Raw genomic sequence first — 23374 nt, 5'->3', positions numbered from 1 at the left:
ATCTTATGAACCCGAACAAGAAAAATAACCTACTAATTTTCGTTCTAACATTTATGATGTTGGGTATAAACTCCATTTCCGCCCAGACATTGAACAAACCCACTCCGGCCGACAACCCCAATTTAGCGGGAAATTCGGTATGGACCGCTGCCTGCGCATCCGCAACATTTAATGAATATTATATAAATTTCACGTGGTTACCCTCTGTCAATAGCGACAATAAATTTGTTTTGGAGCTATCTGATGCCAATGGTTCATTTACAGCTCCTAAGGAATTAAGTAGTGTATCCGACAAGAATTCGGACTTTGATTTTGAATTTAAATTTTCTTTGCCCACAGATACAAGAGGAGATGCCTACAGATTTAGGGTAAGAAGTACCAGTCCGGCCAAAACAAGTCCTGTTTCCGACGCTTTTGAAATGTATTATATAGATTTTAATTCAAGTCTTGCTATAAGGGAAGTAGGTGACTCTGGAGCACCACCATCACAAAAAATACAACTCTGTGATGGCGGCAGCACTACATTGGAAGTTTATAATGTTAGCAATCCCGAAACCTATCGGTATAATTGGTATAAAAATACGTCTCCCTTTACCAGCAGTGGAAGTGGATCCTCGATTGAGGTTACTGAAAGTGGTTACTATGTTGTGGAATTGGATTACGGTTCAACCTGTTCGGGTTCTGCCAATACCCAGTCCCTCTCCATTGAGGTTCAAATAGGATCCAGTGTAGGTTTGGCCCTTAACACGCCTGCTGAAACCGCTTTGTGCTCAGGCCAAAGCTATGCGCCCCTTGAAGCAAACATGAACTATCCAGATCTTTACTACACTTGGTATAAGGGATCCACAATTATCCAGCCAAGTACCTTAGGTGCCTATACCTATTCCATAGATACCAATAACGCCAATTTTCCAGGAGACTACTCCGTTAAAATTCAGGGTGCTGGTATCTGTACAGAAACCTCCAATACGGTAAGCATTAGTAATGCCGGACTCTTTACTGTTTCCAGGGATAACCCTGCCAACATGGTTATTTTGCCCGGAGCAACTGCAAATTTAGCTGCTTCATCAGATGTTGGATCGGTAACCTATCAATGGTATAAGGACAATGTTGCCCTATCAGGTGAAACAAACAGTACTTTAACGGCCAATGCAATAGGTGTTTACTATGCAGAAATTACATTAAGTGGTGGCGTCTGTACCTCTGCTGCCAAGAATACGGAAACAACTACCTTAGTTAACCCGGATTCCTTTGAGATAATTACAGACTACACCACAGAATATACCGATTGCGTTAATACTAGTGTGGCTATAGAGGTTAGTAGCATTAACGCAGTGCTATCAGATGGTTCCAAAACAGATGTTACTGCAGACTTAAAAAATAATTTTTCTTATCAGTGGACCAAAGATGCTGCCAACATTCCAAGTGCCAATGGTAGTAGTATAAGTTTAACCAACACCAACGAAAATGGTGAATATAAAGTTCAGGCCACTTTGGACAGTTTCAATTCCAACTCCAATTCCCTAACGGTACGCTTGTTGACAAACGAAACTTTATCTATTTCGGCTAGCGGTAGTATTATCTGTAATTCCAACGAAACTATTGATATTTCCACAACAACCGTCTTGACCGGTGAAAGCTATGATTGGTATAAAGATGGCGTAAATTTAAATACGGTGAGCGAATCCTTATCAGCTACAACACCTGGTACCTACCAATTGATAGTACAGAAAAACGGATGCGACCTTAAATCAAATGAAGTAATTATTTCTCCCTTGGACGCTTCATTGATAGCGCTAAGCACAACCAATAACGAAGTAGTATTTCCAGAAGGTGGCAGCAAAATAATTTCGGCCAGTGGCGCTATAAGCTACAAATGGTACGACCAAAATAATGTTCAAATCAGTGATACGGACACAGTTTCCATAACCCAGGAAGGAAGCTATTTGGTAACAGCGACCATTAACAACTGTGAGGTTTCAAAATCGTTCACCGCCTCTTTTCAGGATACATTCGGAATACCAAATGTAATCACTGCCAATGGTGATGGCTTTAACGACCAATGGATAATTCCCAATACATATACTAAAGACCCCAATATTTCAGTTATTATTTATAACGACAAGGGAGAGGAAGTGCTTAGTCAGAAACAATACCAAAACAATTGGCCAGAGGCTACCATGAAATTTCCAAAGCAAAATATGGTCTTTTATTACACCATAAAAAATGCCAAGGAAACCTTGAAAAAGGGAACTATTACAGTAATACGATAATATACCATGTTTAATAAAAACTACTTATATATACTTTTCCTTCTACTCTGCCTTACCAAGGTTACAGGGCAGGAAGAAAGTCCGTTTGTGTCTTACGACGTTCCTTCACAGAACCTCCTAAAATTTAATAGATTCCTAATAAACCCTACGTTTTCCACAGTAAGGGAAGACAAATCCTATATAAACCTATTGCACCGAAACCAATCGGTATCTTTTAATGATAACAACCAAGACTATTTCCTAAGTTACAGTGGTAGGGTTAATGACCGTAGTGGTCTAGGTTTAAGCCTATATACTCAGAGAGAAGGTTTAATATCCAACTACGGGGTTATGGCCAACTATGCCTATGGTATTAAACTAAGTGATAAAAGTAATTTTACATTTGGGGCCAACCTTGCCTATTACAACAGTGGTTTTGACAGGAACAGGGCCAACGCGTTAGATCCAAACGATCCCGCACTAAACGGACTACAGGATTCCAACCTTCTATCTTTTCAACCAGGCTTCAATCTTTCTTATGGAAAATTCGATTTTGGTGTATTCGCTGAAAACCTATTTGACTATAACCTAAAGACAAGTGAAACAATAACCCAATTCGGGGATAAAACATTTTCCGGTCATTTACAATATACCCATCAGTTTGAAAACGGCGACGGTATCTTTGAAGAAGGGCGATTAATGCCGTTGGCACGTGTTCGTAAAATTGGAGCTGAAGAGGTAGTGTTGGGAGGAAGTTTAATCCTAGACCTGCCAAAATTAGGCTGGTTACAAGGTGGATACGATAGTTTCTATGGTGCTTCCGCCGGTATAGGATTTAATATAAATCGCAGGCTTTCTTTAGGTTATACTATGGAAAAGGGATTGTCCAACAATTTTGACAATTTTGGGCTTACCCATGAAATATCATTTGCCTATTCCATAACCCCAACACTTACAGAAGATAGGGTAATGTTGGAAGAAGGTTACGAGGAACTGGCGCAGAACGAAGAAGAACCAGAAGAGCAATTAACCGCACAACAACTGGAAATAGAAAAACTTAAAAAGGCTTTGGCAGAAAATGATGAAATTTTGGCCGAGCTAATGTTCCGTCAGGATTCATCTGAAGTCAACCGTCAAAAGGATTTGGAACGCAGGTTCGAAATGGTTATGAGAATGGTTAGGGAAGAAACCCAGGGAAAGCGACCTGACATAGAGGAAAAAGCTAAGAAGATGTACTTGGTAAATAATGAAAACGGAGGCCTGGTCGCCAATTCAAAACCGACTATAAAGGAAAATAAACCGAACATTATAAATTCCGTTACCAAACCCAAGGATGCCATTGTAACTAGGGAAGTGGAGACCAAAATTACCCCGAGGGCGAAGACAGAGGACACCCAAATAGATGAGTTTACAAGGGTTGCACAACAAAACAATATTAAGAGCAGAAAATTTAGGAACTTGGATGGCGTGGCCGACGGATACTATGTTGTAGCCAATGTATATAAAGGCGAAAAATATCTTAACAAGTTCGTGGAAGAACTTGCAAATTCCGGAGTAAGGGCAGACCATTTCGAAAATTCGAACAATGGCCTTAAATATGTATATCTGGAAAGGTATGATACATGGCAAGAAGCCTTGGCGGCCCATAAATCCAATTTAAACGGATCATATAACAAGGACATGTGGATTATGAATGTTGACAACACCAATTACACGGATGCAGATAAGGCCTATGTGGAAAACGTTAACAAAATAAAGGAAAAATCGTCTAAATATGCTGTGGACAAACTACAGAAAAATGTGGTTGTCAAAGATAATGTTACCTCCAACGACCCAACCGCAAAGGTATACAAGATAAATGGTCTGGGAACTGGCTACTATATTATCGCCAATGTGTTTGCCAGTGCCAATAATGCCAATCGATTTGTAAAAATGTTAAATGCTCAAGGCTTAAGTGCCAGTTACTTTATAAACCCAGAAAATAATTATCGGTATGTTTATTTAAAAAGGCACGAATCCTGGAACAATGCACTAGTTTCCTATTACTCAAACATCAACGATACTTATAACGAAAAGATGTGGATTATGAAGGTAGCACCAAAACAATTGACCTAAAAAGAAATGTAGATCAAAAGTTCCTTTCAATAATTCAATAAGCAAACCACAATAAACAGAAAATAATCGATTCATATTTTTAACCGATCAAAACAAGAACAGCAAATTCATTAAAGGTTTTCTATCAATATCCAGATTATCACTTAAAACATTTTAGAAATTTTGAAAATTAATACAGAAAGCTATTAATGGCATTAACAGCACATTATAAATAGTCTTCCCTTTTCTACTCTAGATTAATTTATCCCAATATTTTCCAATATCAGCAAGGTGAATTTTCCACCGCGATTGAAAAGGTAGACAACGGTAATTCTAATTATGGAAGTACATTAATTTCCATTGTCCTTAATGTTTTGTATATCCATGATACTTAACTTATTATAATTGTTAATCACTAAAATCACTTTTGTTGTATATGACAACAAAATTCTAATAAAATAAATCCTTTTTAAAGAGAATAATATTTCACTTTTACAGCAACATCAGTTCCAAAATTTTCTTTAAACTCCATTATAACTGGTATAGGCTTGATTATCATAGACTTGATCTTCGTGCTTAAATTATTCTAAATTCCCTATAAAAAAAAAGGGTGACCATACAATAAAAGAGTTTCACAACAGAATACAACACTGCTACAACATTAAATTTACCAGCTCGGTATTAAGATTAATATTTGTTATGAATGTCAGGTTTTTAAAAACTTATCAAAAAGTTTTTCAACAACTAAAATTTAAATTTCCAAAAACCTCCCATTCAAAGTAAACATTATTAATGGCGTTAGAACCCAATTAATGTATACCATACCAAACTAATTTACCTGATGGGATCAATTCATATTAAAAAATTACTGCTGACTTGTTTTTTACTATTAGGCGTCTTCTTTGCCTATTCACAAGTAAAAAACACTTTCGATGTTCGTTATGAGAATGAACTACGTGGTGATATAACCTTTATTGCCAACAATATTGTCAATAGGCAAGCCGATGGATATTGGGACTACCAATGTGTTAGAGTAAAAAAAGGGGAATGTAAAGAGTGGGATTACGTATGGGTTTCGTCACCTGTTTCACCAAATGACCCCTACAATGATACAGGAAACTCCTCGGAATATAATGACGACCTCGATATGCAGTACATTGATATCGATGGCGATTCTTCCACTTTTAGCTCCAGTAGTGCCATATTAACCGTACCCAATCCGGATTGCGCCAAAGTACGTTACGCCGGACTATACTGGTCGGCCGTATTTAAACAAAATAACCGAAGTGGTTTTGACCAACTAAAATTTAAGATTCCCGGAGGTGCCTATCAGGACTTAACAGCAGATGAAATTTTATTTGATGGCGCTGGAGATGCCGATTTTGATTATTACAGCCCATATGCCTGTTATAAGGATGTTACAGCTATTGTGGCCGGTATGGCAGATCCTAACGGAGAATATTTTGCAGCCAATATAAGGGCCAGTTCGGGAAGTAGTATTTCCGGAGGTGTTTCTGGAGGTTGGAAAATGGTAGTAGTTTATGAAGACCCTAATTTACCAGGGAAATATATTACCACATTTGATGGATACGCAGGAATAAAATCTGGTCAAACGGTTGATATCCCATTTAATGGCTTTACAACACTTCCTGCTCCCTTCCCAGTAAATGCGCAACTTGGTGTAGCCGCCCTTGAAGGGGATAACAGAATCAGTGGAGACGGCCTTTCCATTAAAGCAAATAGCAACATCGCCTTTACCCCTTTAGGGAATACAGTAAACCCAACTACAAACTTTTTTAATAGCAATATAACCGATGCCGATGCTATCGTAACCACTAGAAACCCCAACTCCTTAAATACCCTCGGATGGGATGTGGATTATTTTAGCATAATTAACCCACTAAATGGAGTAATTCCCAACAATGAAACTGGTGCAGTATTTAGAGCTAGTTCTACACAGGATAAATACGATATTTTCTTTACCTCTTTTGACGTTGAGATTATTGAACCTATAATAAATTTAACGAAAACCGTTGAAGACATTGCCGGTAATGATATTACTGGACTAGGTGTAAATCTTGGTCAAACCTTGGACTATGTACTAACATTTCAGAATGTGGGTAACGATAGTGCAGATAACTATACAATAAAGGATGTTCTTCCTGTTAATGTTACCCTGGACGAAACAAACTTTACTTATCCAATAGGCGTTTCCTATACTTATGACGAACCTACAAGGACGGTAGTTTTTAGTATTCCAAATGCATTTGTGGAAAAAAATGATCCCAGTTATGCTATACGTATGCGCGTTAAGGTAGCTGAGAACTGCTTCGATTTTGTGGATGCATGTTCGGACCTTATCCAAAACCTTGCCTACTCTACCTACAGCGGAGTGTTGAACAGCAACCAAATTAGTGATGACCCCAGTGTTACAGACTTCGATAATTGTGGTTTTGTAACCCCTGGTGCCACCAACTTCCTTTTGGACGATTTGGCAGATTGTAATTTCGTCCGAAACGTAAAACTCTGTGGTGATCAGGCCCTCTTGGATGCAGGGGATGGTTTTGATGATTATATATGGTATAAGGATGAAAATGGCAACCAAGAATTGGATGCATCGGATACACTTATAACGGATGGAGACTCCGATAACGACCCAAGTACCTTCGTTGTTAGTACCATAGGTACCTATATTGTTGATAAAATAGTTGCTGACCCCTGTAAGGGATTTAAGGAAATATTGGTTGTAGAACGTTTTGGTGCCACTCAGACCAATCCGATTGTAGATTTCTTTAACAACAGTAACAATGATGCCGACCCCACCAATGATGTACAAGGGGAAATTGTTAGTTGTTCCGTTGATGGCAGTCCTTTACCAAAAATCTTTCTTTGCGGTGTAAACGACACTCAGTTAATACAAGTCAATATTGCCGATGCTCAGAATATGCAGTGGGAGCAATTGGTAGAAGGCAGTTGTACAGATTCAGGAGACGATTGTGGCAACAAAAATGCTACCTGTACCTGGAACCAAGTATCAACAGGTCCAAGCTTTACGGCAAACAGTGCCGGTAAATTTCGTTTGGTAGTCAATTACCAAAATGGTTGCTTTAGCCGCTTCTATTTCAACGTCTTCCAAAACAATTTGGATGTACAGTACAATGCCAACGATATTATTTGTAATACCCCTGGTAATATTACCATTACCAATTTAGGTTTGGGATATGGCTATCAACTATATGATGTTGCCAATAACACCATTGTAGTTCCCTATAGCGCCAATAATGGCCCAAGTTTTGACATTAGTACCAATGGTGCCTACAGAGTGGGCATTACTCAATTGGACAACACTACAGGGGAACCTATAGATGGCTCATGTGAATTTACAACCCCGGACATAGGGATAAGAAATCGAGATTTCCAACTCAATACAACAACAACAGCAGCCACATGTAGCACTCTGGGTAGCATAAACGTTCAGGCATTGAACGTAGAGGCCAATTACGAATATGAGATAAGAATTGATGACGGTAGCAACGGTGGCAACGGTACACTATTGGACAACGAGACTGCACAGCCTGACAATAATTTTACATTTCAAAATTTAAATGCAGGCAATTATATAATCCGTGTTCGTACCGATGATGGTTGTTTCCTGGAGGAAAAGGTCACTGTACTTAGCGAGGCCAACTTGGACTTAACAGCAAGGATTTCCCAACATATAAGTTGTAAGGAAGGTAATATTTTAATGGATTCCAATGGTGGAAAAACACCTCATACCTATGCTGTTTGGTCCTACGTGGATGAAGGTGGCAATACCGTTACCTCCTACCCAAATGTAACTTCAATACCTCCTAGTAACTTTCAAACTAGCCAAATATTCGATATACTGGACCCAGGAGATTATACTTTTGTAGTAGTAGATCGAAATAATTGCTATTCTTTTTCCAATACCGTTACCATTAATTTAGTCCCAGCAGTGGAATTCACAACCTCGGTCACGGATGAGAGTTGTTTTGGCGCGGAAGATGGTAGTATTGTTTACAACATGACCGCCACCAACGGTTATAAAGTGGAGTACACTATAACCTACCCAGACGACAGTACCATTACTAATTCCTCAGGTACTTTTACAGGCCTACCACAGGGGGATTATACGGTTACACTTACTCAATCTAAAGGAGGGGCAAGTTGCGATTTTGTACAAGATTTCACCATAGGTGGCCCCACAGACGGTATTTACGGGGATGCTACATTAATACAGGATTTTACCTGTCTTCAAGATGGTATAATCGAAGCCCAAAATGTTACCGGTGGATCAGCACCATATTCTTATAGTATAGATGGAGTGAATTTTGTAAGCGGACCTGGGTCTGAAACCTTTTCCAATCTTACCGATGGGTCTTATACTATTACTATTAGGGATGCAACACTTTGTACCTTTGTAACCAATACCATAGTAATTGCACCGCTTGACGAGCCAACCGACCTAACATTTACGTCAACAGCTCCAAACTGTCCAACACAAACATCCAATGTAACCGTAACTACAGTAAACGGTATTGATCCCTTGACCATAGAGATCATTGCCCCGTCAGCTATAGCATCAAATTCTATAGCGGGAAAAACGGCAACCTTTAATAACCTTAACCCGGACACATACACCTTTAGGGTCACAGATAGTAAAGGATGTTCTTATGACGAAACCTATACCATAACTCCTGTAAATCCGATCCAAGTAGTAGGGACATTGGTAAACAATGTATTGTGTAAGGGAAGCTCTGATGGAGCCATAGACTTTGAAATAAACGATTTTAGCACTACCTATAGCTATTCTGTTAATGGTGCAACCGCCATTACGGGACAGTCTGCCAACACAATTAATTTAACCGGACTTTCAGCAGGTGATTACACCATCGTGGTCACTGATGAGACTACCAATTGTACCGATACTGCCATGGTTACGGTAAGTGAGCCAGCAGCTTCGTTGGCCTTCACTTTTTCTGTGAGCCCTTTGACTTGTTCCGCTGACGCTTCCGTTACCATTACTGCAACGAATGGTTGGGGAGGTTATTCCTATGAAATTGTTCAACCAAATACGGATGTTCTTGGGCCACAATCAAGCAAGACGTTTTCAGGTATCGATCAAACCGGAACCCATACTATTCGCGTAACGGATGCCGGTGGATGTGTTGAAACGGACACTTTTGTGATTGATTCACCAACTATACCCACTGTAACACTTGACGCAACTACTGACCTTTGTTATGACCCAGGGACCGGTGTTAGCCTAACCGCTACCGCAGCAGGTGGAATTGCGCCCTATACCTATAGCCTAAATGGTGCCCCCGCACAGAACGGCAATGTGTTTAACAACCTTGCTCCTGGTGCCTATTCCGTTGTTGTTAGGGATGCTTATGGATGTAGTGATACTACAAATACAATAACCATAGAGCCACAACTGACGGTGTCCAATGTTATTACTAAAGAACTGGATTGTTCCGCTTCTCCGGATGCGATAATTGATATTACCATAAATGGTGGATATGCCGCATATAGCTATCAAATAAACGGCGGAACAAGTACCGCTGTAGTAGGTAATACCATAACTTATACCACAGCCGTAGATGGTAGTTTCACCTTCCTAATTACGGATAGTGAAGGCTGTACGGCACAAACCACTGTTGTTGTGGATCCCATTACCAATCCTGTTGCAACAAATAATATTACGGATCCAAATTGTGATAGTGCAGCCAACGGAAGTGTTGAAATTGTAATTGATCCCAACTTTGGAACTGCACCTTACCAGGTTAACTTCAATGGTGGTGGACTTAGCAATCAAACCACCTACTCTGGACTTGCTTCAGGAACTTACAACTATGTAATACAAGACAGTAAAGGTTGTATTTTCAATGGTAGCGCAACCTTTACAGCGCCCAATGCTATTACTGCGGATGCGGTATTAACACAACCTTATACCTGTTTGCAAACTGCCAGTATACAAGTTCAAAATATAACAGGGGGTACGCCTGGATATACCTATAGCATAGACGGAATTAATTTTGTAGTAGGGGATACTTTTACAGGACTTACCGATGGAGATTATACGATTACAGTTCGTGACGCAAGTGGATGTACTTTTGCTAGCGTTCCCGTAAATGTTCCGGCCTTAGATCCACCCACCGATATTACTTTTAGTAGTACAGCACCGAATTGTCCAGCGCAAACCTCAGATGTAACCCTTACCGTTACTGGCGGTATAGGAGCAATTACATATGAAATAACCGCTCCGACCGCAATAAATAATATAAATAATAATGTATTTGTAGGCCTAGCACCTGACACCTATACCTTTCTGGTAACCGATGCCAATGGCTGTTCTTATACAGAAACATATACCATATTACCGGTAACTCCTATTAGCATTGTAGGCACTTTGGTAAGTAATGTTACTTGTAAGGGAGCCGCTGACGGGGTGATCTCTTTTGACACTTCTGGCTTTTCCACAACATATCAGTATACCGTAAATGCAGGTGCTCCAATAACAAATCAATCAGCTGCAACTACCGCCATCGCTGGCCTCATTGCAGGAAATTATACTATCGTAGTAACGGATGAGACCACAGGTTGTTCAGACACCACAACAATAACAGTAAATGAACCTGCATCTCCTCTGGTGATTGATGCAGTGGCAGTAACAGATCCAAGCTGTTCCCCAAGTGGCACGGTTCCAGGATCTGTGAATATTAGTGTTTCCGGAGGATGGGGAGGTTATACTTACCAAATTACAGACCCAAGTGCCGCTACTACTTCCAATACATCTGGAGCCTTTGGTGGTCTTTTGGACACCTCGGCACCTTACAGTGTTGATGTTACCGATATGAATGGGTGTACTGTTTCCACAACATTTACCTTAACCCCAGCCGTTGCACCAGACTTGGCCATAAGTGCCAACAACCTATGTTATGATGCAGCCGTTGGTTTAACCATAACGGCTTCTGTAAGCTCAGGTGGACAAGCTCCATTTCAGTTTAGAATCAACGGTGGTGCTTACCAGTCCAACAACGTTTTTAGCGGATTGGCCCCTGGGACCTACACGTTGGACGTAATAGATAATAAGAACTGTACCGACACCGAAACCCTTACTGTTAATCCTACACTTATCGTAAATGCATCTCTTGTTAAAGATTTGGATTGTAGTGTTAGTCCAGATGCTGAAATCAGTGTTGAAGTTTCAGATGGAACAACACCCTATAATTACGAAGTATATTTAGACGGAGCAATTCATCAATCCAGCACTGTGGTTCCTGGTACTCCATTTACTTATACCCCAACAACAGCAGGTTCCTATGAATTTGTAATTACAGATGCCTCCAGCTGTACCGTTACATCCAATGCCATAATTGTAAGCAGCAACACCCCACCGACGGTGAGTCCAGTCATATCAGACCCAAATTGTGCAGGCTCTGCAGATGGTTCTGTTAATTTAAACGTAACTGGTGGAACTCCTCCATACCAAATAGTGTTCAATGGCAGTGCCCCTTCTACCCAAATGGTCTATAGCGGGTTAACTGCAGGAACTTATAATTATTCCGTTACCGACACCAAAGGGTGTGAAATAACAGGTACGGTAACCCTAACGGATCCTCCAGCATTGACATCAACAACCTCGGTTTCGCAAGACTATACCTGTATTTCCGGTTCAGCGACAATTACCGTGACGAGTACAAATGGAGGTGCTGCTCCATATCAATACAGCATTGACGGGGTCACTTTCGGAGCTTCCACGACATTTTCAGGCTTAATGGCCGGAACCTATACCATTACGGCAAGGGATGCAAAAGGATGTACAACAACAAGTACTCAGACTATCGCCCCTTTGAATGCACCTACAGATTTATCATTTGCTCCATCGGCATTGACCTGTCCGGCTATACTTAGTAATGTTACTGTGAATGTAACTAATGGTACTGGGCCTTTTATCTATAAAATTGTAGCCCCTTTCCTTGAGACTACCAACAACGGTAATAATGCAACATTCGTTGGATTAACACCTGGAACATACACTTTTGAAGTTACAGATTCCAAGGGGTGTTCCATTCAAAAAAATTATACCATCAATACCATTCCCAAGGTAAGCGTATTGTACCAATTGGTAAACAACGTAACCTGTAAAGGGGATGCCGATGGTGAGTTTGCCTTCACGGCAAGCGATTTTGTCTCAACCTTTAGTTATACAGTAAAAAATAGCTCAGGAGTAACCGTACAGTTTGAAAATAATATTACTACGACCACACCTATTTCGGTACCAAATATTGCAATGGGCGCCTATAGCGTATATGTTACGGATGATACCACAACCTGTACAGCTTCTGCTCCGGCATTGATAAGTGAACCAATTACACCGTTAGATTTTACTTATACAAATACGGATGTAACCTGTACAAACAATGCCGCGATAACAGTAACAGCTACTGGAGGGTGGAATTCCTACCAATACCAGTTGATGGATGCCACAAACACTGTAACCGTAGTCCCCTACCAAGGGAATAGGGTTTTCAGTAATATTCCTGCTGGTGATTATACTATTTATGTAATGGATGCCAATGGATGTGTTGTAAACAAGCCTCTTTCCATTGCTCCAGCAAGTATTCCAGTTTTAACCTTGGACCCGAGCTCAGATCTATGCTATGATGATAATGGAGCACAGATTATCTTGAGTATAACGGGAGGACAAGCTCCATATAGATATAGGGTAAACGGAGGGCCTTATCAACTTAGTAATACCTTTTCAGGGATAATTCCTGGAACCTTTGATTTTGAGGCAACCGATGCATATGGTTGTACTTCCACTACATTACAGGTAGTAGTTCCAGAAAGGCTAATTTTTGCCAGTGCCATAGTAAGTAAAGATCTAACTTGTTCTGCCCCAACGGATGCCGTTATTGATGTAGTTGTAGATGGAGGATATCCTCCATATGATCGTTACGAGGTAAGTACTGATGGGGGAGCTACGTTTAATCCTGGAGCAGCTATGGCAGGTACAAGCTTTAGTTTCAGCACCAGCACTGCAGGGAATTATATTTTTAAGGTCTATGACGACTCGGGCTGTGAGGCTTTATCCAACCCAATAACTGTTAATCCTACGGAACAACCAGAATTAACAACAACGGCAACAGATCCTTTGTGTAATGGGGATGAAACAGGAATTATACATGTTTCCATTGATACCTCTAAAGGAATTGGACCTTTTACCACCGAAGTAATAAATGTAAGTACTACTGTAAATTACGGAAGTCAGACAGAAGGTTTACCTGCAGGTAATTATGAAGTGACCATCACCGATAGTAAAGGGTGTGCGTCTGTTCCGTTTCCAATTACAATTGCCCAACCAGATCCAATAGCCTATGATTATTCGGTTACTCCCATACGATGTGATGTTGGAGGAATTACCCCAGGTAGTATAACAGTTGAGAACCTAACAGGAGGCACTGCCGAATATACCTACTTCCTAACTGGTAATAATGGTTATTCTGCAACATACACCACCACCGCTGGAGGGGAGGATCATGCCTTTACAATTTTAGAATTTGGTATCTATGAAATAGATGTTGTGGATGCCAATGGGTGTTCATTGAGTAAAACAGATATAATTGCTTCTCCGCCAGATGATCTGGATATAGATGTATCTGCCATTACAGCTGATTGCTCTTTAGGAGGTACTGCGGTTGTAACCGTTTCTTCTGCAGCAGGAAGTGGTAATTACGAGTTTGGTATATTGGATACATATACTTCGCCTTACGCCAGTGTTTACCAACCTGCAGATGCGCTTACTCCAGAAACCACAACGTTCACTGGCTTGACTCCAGGGGTAACTTATACCTTTGTCGTTCATGATTTGGATAATAATTGTTATTATTTTGAATCTGCGTTAGCGCCTATAGATTCACCATCCAATTTAACCTCTACTTGGGATGCAATTACCAACGTTAGCTGTAAAGGTATGGCAAATGGAGCCGTTTCTTTTACCTTCGATAATTATGATGCGGGTACAACGAGTGTTGATTATGAAATATACAATTCCCAATCTAACGCGTCCACAGGCATTTCAGGAAATTCAGGTCCACTTCCACATCCAGGTTCTGTTAGTGTTACCGATTTAGGCCCATTGGCCCCTGGAATATATTATGTTCTTTTCACGGAAAATAGTACTAATTTGTCCGTTGATGGTTGTACGGTAGGAACAGAAAGTTTCACTATAAATGAATCTTCAGTTTTGCTGGAAGTAACGGCATCTTCAATTAAAGATGACAACTGTACAACTAATGCCGGGGTAATTACCGCCACAGCAAAGTACGGTACTTCTCCTTACCTATATCAATTTCTTACAACTGCAACTCCAGCCCCTACAGCATCAAGCCCGGGATGGGTATCGCAAAATTATGCTAATGTAGAAAATGGAGATTATATCGTTTACGTAAAGGATGCCAACAACTGTATTCAATCTGATGCCGTCACCAATAATTTGGAGCCAGAATCCACAATTTCCATAGCCTTGACAACGGCTTGTGCCAATGAAGGAGCTTTTGAAATTATGGTTACCTTGGATAATGATGGAATTTCCCCATATTTCATGAGCGTAGATGGTGGAAGCTTAGAGCCGGTCAACCTGTCCGTTTCAGGAGATTCTGTATTAATTCCCAACCTTTCCTCCGGTACACATACTATAAGAGTAGTAGATTCCAGTGGATGCGGGGAAGCGGCAGAATCCATAACGATATATCCTCCATTATTGGCCCAAGCCAAAATTACCCAAGAAGAATTTTGTAACCCTGCCAATAATGCTGAAGTTACAATTTCTACGAGTGGCGGATCTTTGGATTTTAATTTTATTCAAACAAGCCCTGCTGGACCTACTCAGGTGAACGATCCTATATTCACGGGACTTACCAGTGGTACCTATGATTTTGATATTGTAGATAACATAACTGGTTGTAGCAAGAGTGTTACTATAACCATTGAAGCCCCTACCAATCCAACTTTTACTCTTTCTGCAACGGATGTGAGTTGTTTTGGAGGATCAGATGGTTCCATTACAGTTGCTTTAGACGCAGGAAATTTGGATACACCCTATCAATATAGCTTAGATGGTGGTACTACTACCCAAAATTCCAACGTATTTGCCGGGTTACCACAAGGAAACTATACGGTAACTGTACTATCTGGAAAAGGATGTACCCATGATGAGTCCATCACCATAAATCAGCCATCAGAGCTTTTATTTAGTGCTACCGCCTCAGATTACACCTGTGATGACAATGCCAGTACAATAACCGTTACAATTGGCAATGATGGCTCGGGAAATCCTTCTGGAACCGCTCCGTATTTGTACAGTTACAACGGTAGTTCTTTCCAATCAGATAACACTTATATGGTAGCCTATGGCTCCCCCAATGTAAATGTTATCGTTAAGGATGACAACGGATGTACCAGGTCTGTTTCAGTACCTGTACCGGCTAAACAGTTGGTTACAGCTTCCATAAACCAAGCTCAGGCTATTGATTGTTCCAATGGTTCCGAAATTATTCAAATTATTCCTGCCAGTGGCTCAGGGGACTATACCTATACTGAATTGCCGAGTGGAAATGCCGTTGCGGATCCATTAAATATTGTTTTGTCAGCTCCTGGAAACTATGTATACGAGATATTGGATAATATTACCAATTGTACAGTTGTTGTTGAACACAACATTGCCCCTTATAATTTCATTCAAGTAACATCATCCTTAGTTTCCGATGCAACCTGCAGTGATAGTTCTGATGGGAGGATTCAAATTAATATTGCAGGCTATCTAGGTACTTTTGATTATCAAGTTTTGGATAATGCAGGGAACCCAGTGGCTGGTGCATTTGGAAATTCAGATGCTATTTCAGATCCTTTTAATTATGTAATACCACAGACATTACCAGCAGGTATGTACACCGTTGAGGTAATAGAAACACAAACTCCATTCTGTAATGCAGTATCCAATTCAGTGACCATTGATGCCCCGGAAGAAGTGGTTGTGGTTCAGATAAGCAATACTCCTGACAACTGTAATGAAGATGCTGTTGTTGTAGTACAGGCCAGTGGGGGAACAGGACCTTATTCCTATGCGTATGTATTGGATGGTGCAGCTATCCCAGGAGCTTTTCCAGAGAACGAAACACTTCGTTTGGATTATAGTCTTGGTGCCAATTGGGATGTGTATGCCCAGGATTCCAATGGATGTATTTCCCAAGTCTTGGATATTACCATCACTGAGGATACGAGCCCTGATATTTCATTGACTTTAGTTGATGAATGTGAGGATGAGGGTAGTTTCTCGGTAGAAGTGAGTTTGGATGCTATCAATACTGGTGTAGCTCCATATAGAATTAGAATTGTTGGTAATGCTTTCCAAAACATAGCATCATTCCCATATATATTCAGCAACCTTTCTTCTGGATCATACGATATAGAAGTGCTGGATGCCAATGGTTGTGGAGAAATTGAATCGATTACCATTAACCCTGAATTGGAATTTATAGCTACCGTAAATACTCAGCCTACATGTGCTGCCAATGACGGGGTTATAGACTTTGCCGTAACGGGTGGATCTGGAGTAAATACTGTAGAATTATTCGAATCGGATGGAATCACTCCTACAGGAAATGCTCCTGTCGGGAACCAATTTACAAGTGTGGCCTTTGGGACTTATATTGTTCGGGTAACGGATAACACTCTAGGCAACCCTACCAACTGTACCAAGGAAATACAGCTTACTTTGGAAGAGCCAACACCAGTAACCTTACAGGCTACCCAAAAAACAGATATTAGCTGTTTTGGTGCAGCCGATGGCACCATCCAAGTTAGTTTGGTTGCTCCAAGTGCCGGAGTCAATGATAATCCACCATATTCCTTTACCATAAATAATGGATTAGATCCTGCAATTACCCAAAGTAATGGGTTCTTTTCAGGGTTGAATCCAGGAAATTATGTAATAACCGTAACTTCCAACAGGAACTGCGTGGCTACTTCCAGCGAAACTATTTATGAGCCTGCACAATTAGTTGCTTCCATTAGCAATGTGGTTGAATTCGCTTGTGATGTCAACAATTCTGCACAAACGGCTTCTTTTGATATCACTGCCGATGCAACAACAGGTACTGGACCATACTTTTTCAGTATAGACGGAGGTGCCTATTTTGAAGGAACCGGAGTCTCTAAAAATGTATATACCTATGTGACCAATACCTCTGGCACATTTTCCGTGGATGTTAAGGATAACAAGGGATGTTCCATTGTAGCGCCATTAACTCAAACAATTGATCCACTTCCAGTGATTACAGATGTTACCTTTGCCCAACAGACTGCCATTACCTGTAATAATGACGAAGAGGTGGAATTAACGGTAATTGGAGGATCGGGTGATTTTACCTTTGAATTGTTACCGATGGGCAACCCTAACGGTACTCAAACATCTGTAGCAGGAACTACTGCAGTTTATGAATTGAGTCAGGTAGGAGATTATACCTTTAGGGTGACCGATAATGTGACTGGGTGCTATTTCATTACAGCGCCATATAAAGTGGCCCCTTATGACCTGATCGAAGTGGTGGCAACCGCCATGACCCCGGTAACCTGTTATGGGGACTCCGATGGTCAACTGCAGATCCAGGTCAATAATTACTTAGGCAATTACGATTATCAGGTATTTGACAGCAGTGGAGCCAACGTTACAGCAGTTATAAGTTCCGATACCTCATCCAACCCTAGAACAATCTCAGGATTGCCGGCAGGGAATTTCTATGTGGTACTTACCGCTACCGATACCCCTTTCTGTGACGACAACTCCAAAACGGTGACAATTGCGTCCCCGGCTGCGGACCTGAACCTGACAGTGACCAAGAATATCAAGGCAAACTGTAACATCGGCGCCCAGGTGACCGTTCTGGCCACTGGCGGGAACAGCGGATATACCTATGCGTTTGTCCCCACAACGACCTCGCCTACGGGATTGTTCACTTCAAGTGCAAGCGCTGTTTTGACACCGGCGTCGTACCCATCGGATTATGATATCCACGTACGGGATTCCAAAGGTTGTACCTCTGTTATAACCATAACCGTAGAAGAGGACCCATTACCAACGGTAACGGTTCCAGCATATGCTGCAGACCAATGTACCTCCAATGGGAACTCATATACCTTTACCGCGACAGGTAACGGAATGGCCCCAATAAAATACAGTATCGGGAACGGATTCCAGAACAGCGGCATATTTACCGTATCCGCTCCGGGAACCTATACCGTGACCGTACGGGACGCCAACGGGTGTACCGTGACCGATACCATTACCATCCTCCCCCCATTGGGCGCAGCCGCTGTGGCCACTACACAGCCATCCTGTCCAGTGGACGACGGCGTGATCACCATCACCGCCAGCGGTGGGGCAGGTGCCGGAAACTACGAGTACGACCTTTTAAATAGTAGCGGTATAAGTGTTGTTGGTACCCCACAAGCTTCAAATGTGTTTAGCGGGCTTGCCCCGGGAAACTATACCGCCATGGTATACGATACCTCGGGATCCAATTGTGAAGCTCAGGTGCCCGTTTCCCTGGAAACACCAACACCGGTCATGTTTACCTCTACCAAAGAGGACGTTTCCTGTAACGGAGGTGCCGACGGGACCATACAGGTCATCCTGGATGCATCCAACGACAACCCGCCATACACCTTTACAATCAACGACGGGACCAATCCGCCGACAACACAGAACAGCAACCTGTTCACGGACTTGGCGGCAGGTACATACGACATTACTGTTACATCGGATAGGGGATGCTTTACCACGGAAACCGTGACTATTGGGCAACCAAACCCAGTGGATGTAACGGCAACTGCTACCAGTTTTGCATGTAATGCCAACAACAAGGCATCACAAGCTATAATAACTGCAGTGGGTTCAAATGGAACAGCTCCATATACCTATAGCATTAACGGAGTTAATTTCTTTGCTTCCAATACCTTTAATATAACCGATAATGGGTCTGATAGAACTATTACGGTAACCGTGAAAGACGATAATGGATGTACTGCGGATTATGATGTTGACATTAGTACCATCAATAAATTTACGCCTACACTATCCCAAGATACTGCTATCTCTTGTACTGGACCGGAAGAAGTAACCATAACGGTTAACGATAATGGCAATACGGCCAATGTTTATACCTATCAGTTGTTACCTGTTGGCAATACCAATGCCTCACTAACAGGAAATCCAACTTATAATACTGCCACCTTTGATTTAACCGCCGTTGGAAGTTATACCTTTAGGGTTACCGACACCACAACAGGATGTTATGTGGATACTGCGGCCTATAATATTGCTCCTTATGATTTGATCAAGGTAAGCGCTACAGCAATTACACCTGTAACCTGTTTTGGAGATAACAATGGTGCCTTGCAAATAAATGTAAGCGGCTATTCAGGTCCTTATAATTATACCGTATATACCGGTGCAGGAGTGGCAACGGCTATTACAGGATCGGCCAACACATCCACCAACCCACTTACCATCAACGGATTAACTGGCGGAAATTACTATGTTAGGGTAACAGAAACCAATGTTCCATTGTGTTTCGAGAATTCAAATACTATAAAAATAATTTCTCCTGATAGGGCTCTGACTGCAATTGTTGATCCAATTGCCAATGTTACCTGCTCCAATGATCAAGGTGAAATAATTGTAGACCCAAGCGGTGGATATGCTCCTTATGATATAGTACTTACCAATACTACAACCTCAGAGGTATACAATGCCACTGATGTTAACGTAATGGCATTTAACGAACTTTCCGCTGGGAATTACACCGTACAGATTACCGATGCCAATGGTTGTGTCCTAGATGCTACTGAAATTTTAGTACAACCTGCACCTATTACTGCAGATATCACACCACTTTCCACAACATTGGATTGTTATGGGGATAGTGATGGAGCATTGACCGCCATTAATATGGCTGGAGGTGAAGGTGTATATCAATATCAGTTGAATGTTTATGATTCCACTGGAACCTCAATAGTTTATACCTCAGGTGGACAGACCAATCCTAATTTCAACAACTTAAAATCTGGTATCTATACCATTACCGTATCGGATGGTTGGGGATGTGATGTAGAAACCGTACAGGCCACTATAATTGATCCTACCGAAGTTTATGCATCTTTAATAAGGACAAGTCCATTAACCTGTTTAAATGAAGCAGAATTGTTGTTAACGGCTTATGGAGGTACACCAAATTATGAGTATAGTGTGGATGGTATCAATTATTTCCCAATGAGTGGAGGAAATACACATACCTTCACTGTTCCTGCCGGAACCTATAGATATTACGTACGGGATTCCTTTGGGTGTAAATCAATTTTATCCAACGAAATAAAAGAGGATGCCATTGAACCCTTAACTGTAACTATGGATACTTCCGCTGCAGTCATCAATTGTAATGGCGATAATACCGCCATCTTGATTGCCAACGCAGATGGAGGATTGGGTAATTACAGATATGAATTGTTCACAGATGCAGCATTGACCAATAGTATTGCCGGACCTCAAACAAGCCGCCAATTTAGTAACCTAACGGTCGGTAGCTACTATGTTAGGGTAACCAGCGACGACTGTGTAGTAGTATCCACAGTAAACAGAATAACTGAACCTACTCCATTGGTTGTTGACGATTCCTTTACGAACGTTAGCTGTAATGGCGCCAGTGATGGTAGTATTACCGTTTCCTTAAGTGGTGGTTCCGGCGGATATCAATATGCCATTTCGCCCAACCTTGACAAATTTGATACAGTAAATACATTTACCGATCTAGCTCCTGGTAACTATACTATAATTGCACAGGATATAAATGGATGTTTTGAGCAATTGAGATATACCATAACAGAACCTGCAATTATAATGGCGGTACCAACCACCACACCTGAAATTTGTATCGGAAGTGCCGATGGAACCATATCCTTGGATATTTCTGGAGGAACAGCGCCGTATAGTACAAGTATAAATTCTACTACGGACAGCGATTTTGTATTGGACAGGACCTTGTTCAGTAATCTGGCTGCCGGTACTTACGCCATTTTTGTAAAAGATGCTCAGGGATGTATGATCAACATGGCAGTAACAATTGATCCAGGAGTTATTTTGAATGCAACGGTAACGCCCGTATATGAATGTACCGGGAACATCCCCAACAATTCAATTGAACTTCTATTGGAAGATCCAACGGTTGCCCCGGATGTGATGTATGCGTTGGACTCTACCGATCCAAATGACATGGTATTGGAGCCTAATTTTACAAATATTGCTCCTGGGAACCACTACATTGCCATAGCCCATGCCAATGGTTGTGTACTAACCGTAGATTTTGAAATAGAAAACTTTGAACCTTTGGTACTTACCTTAGCACCAGGGAATATCAACGAAATCTCGGCTGTCGCCACAGGAGGACAACAAGAGTATACCTTCTATTTTAACGACAAGGACAATGGTACGGATAACACCCATTACATTACAGAAACAAAAACCCATACCGTAAGGGTGGTAGATGAGAACGGATGTGAAGCCATTGCGGAAATCTTTATGGAGTTCATTGATATTGAAATCCCTAATTTCTTTACCCCTGACGGTGATGGACAAAATGATTTCTGGAAACCTAGAAATCAAGAAGGCTTCCCAAAGATACTAACCATAATATTTGACCGTTATGGTAGGGAGGTATACAGAATGGGTATGAATGACCAAGGATGGGATGGACTATACCACCAAACAGAGCTTCCAACCGGGGATTATTGGTACGTAATAAAACTTAAAGGAGAGGAAGATGACAGGGAGTTTGTTGGACATTTCACCCTTTATAGATGAAGAACTTAACCTAAATAAAAAATGCGCAGTAAACTATTAATCTTTGTGTTGCTTTTAAGTACCGTGGTCACCAGTGCCCAAGAGCTTAATTCGCCCCAGCTTTCACAATATTTGGCTGATAATCCTTTTGTGCTATCGCCAACCTACGCCGGTATCGGCGATCATGTGAAAATTAGGTTGAACGGACTTGCGCAATGGGTTGGAATAAAGGATGCACCTAGAACCCAATCCCTTGCCGCGGATATGCGAATAGGGGAAAAATCCGGAGTAGGCCTATTCCTGTACAACGACTCCAACGGGTATACAAAACAACAGGGAGCACGAATTTCCTTCGCCCACCATTTAACACTAAATCGTTATGAGGATGAGTTTTTATCCTTTGGCCTTTCCTATAATTTTAATCAATTTAGGTTAGATGTAAATGAATTTATTGACGCAGGTTTTGATCCGGGCGTTACCAATGACCGGTCCACATCCAACCATAATTTTGATGTAGGTCTTTTGTACCGGAAAAATGCCTTTTATCTCAGTTTAAATGCCTCCAACGTTATTAACAAGGACGTTTACATATTTGATCCCATATACGAACCCAGCAAACTTAGAAATTTCTATGTCTATTCTGGATACCGATACAAAAAATCCAGAAACAGTAATATGGAAATAGAACCTTCCATCTTATACAAAATATTTGAAAGTGATGGTAGATCGGAAGCCGATTTAAACCTGAAATTCCGATGGTATGATTTTGAGGATTACTATTATGCAGGTGTTACCTACCGCTTTTTAAATGACCAAATTGGAAGGCCCTTATATATAGCTCCCTTGGCCGGACTTAAAAAAAGCAATTTCTATTTCGGATATTCCTATCAAATTATATTAAACGAAATATTAGGATATAGTACAGGTACACACGTTGTAACCATCGGGGTAGACCTATTCCAAGGAATTAGTAATTGTAGATGTACTTATTAATTCAAAGCATAAATCATATCAAAATATCTACATAAAATATCCGCTACTTAAGCTCAAGATCGGCATTACCCTTTAAATTTTATATAATTTCCGTTCTTTTGCGCTTAGATTGATT

Annotated in this window: 4 protein-coding genes; all 4 read left to right on the top strand. The window is 41.1% G+C overall.

Annotation, left to right across the window (positions count from 1 at the left end; all coding sequences use genetic code 11):
- Positions 1–5 precede the first annotated feature (5 nt).
- Positions 6–2273, top strand: a complete 2268-nt coding sequence (locus MWU78_RS00240; protein WP_246993850.1) for a gliding motility-associated C-terminal domain-containing protein — start codon at positions 6–8, stop codon at positions 2271–2273.
- 6 nt (positions 2274–2279) lie between these two features.
- Positions 2280–4367 (top strand): PorP/SprF family type IX secretion system membrane protein, encoded by a 2088-nt coding sequence (locus MWU78_RS00235; RefSeq protein ID WP_246993848.1) that lies wholly within the window; start codon positions 2280–2282, stop codon positions 4365–4367.
- 820 nt (positions 4368–5187) lie between these two features.
- Entirely contained in the window at positions 5188–22287 is a 17100-nt protein-coding gene (locus tag MWU78_RS00230) for a T9SS type B sorting domain-containing protein (protein ID WP_246993846.1), read from the top strand.
- Positions 22288–22308: 21 nt separating this feature from the next.
- Positions 22309–23259 (top strand): type IX secretion system membrane protein PorP/SprF, encoded by a 951-nt coding sequence (locus tag MWU78_RS00225; protein WP_246993844.1) that lies wholly within the window; start codon positions 22309–22311, stop codon positions 23257–23259.
- Positions 23260–23374: the final 115 nt, after the last annotated feature.

It is taken from the genome of Arenibacter sp. F26102 (assembly GCF_023015865.1).
Taxonomy (GTDB): Bacteria; Bacteroidota; Bacteroidia; order Flavobacteriales; family Flavobacteriaceae; genus Arenibacter.
Note: the sequence above shows the minus strand (reverse complement) of the source record. Positions and strands in the feature narration are given on the sequence as shown.

Bases quoted from the DNA above. Each gene is read 5' to 3' on its own strand.
- MWU78_RS00240 (WP_246993850.1), top strand. From the start codon at position 6: ATGAACCCGAACAAGAAAAATAACCTACTAATTTTCGTTCTAACATTT.
- MWU78_RS00235 (WP_246993848.1), top strand. From the start codon at position 2,280: ATGTTTAATAAAAACTACTTATATATACTTTTCCTTCTACTCTGCCTT.
- MWU78_RS00225 (WP_246993844.1), top strand. From the start codon at position 22,309: ATGCGCAGTAAACTATTAATCTTTGTGTTGCTTTTAAGTACCGTGGTC.
- MWU78_RS00230 (WP_246993846.1), top strand. From the start codon at position 5,188: ATGGGATCAATTCATATTAAAAAATTACTGCTGACTTGTTTTTTACTA.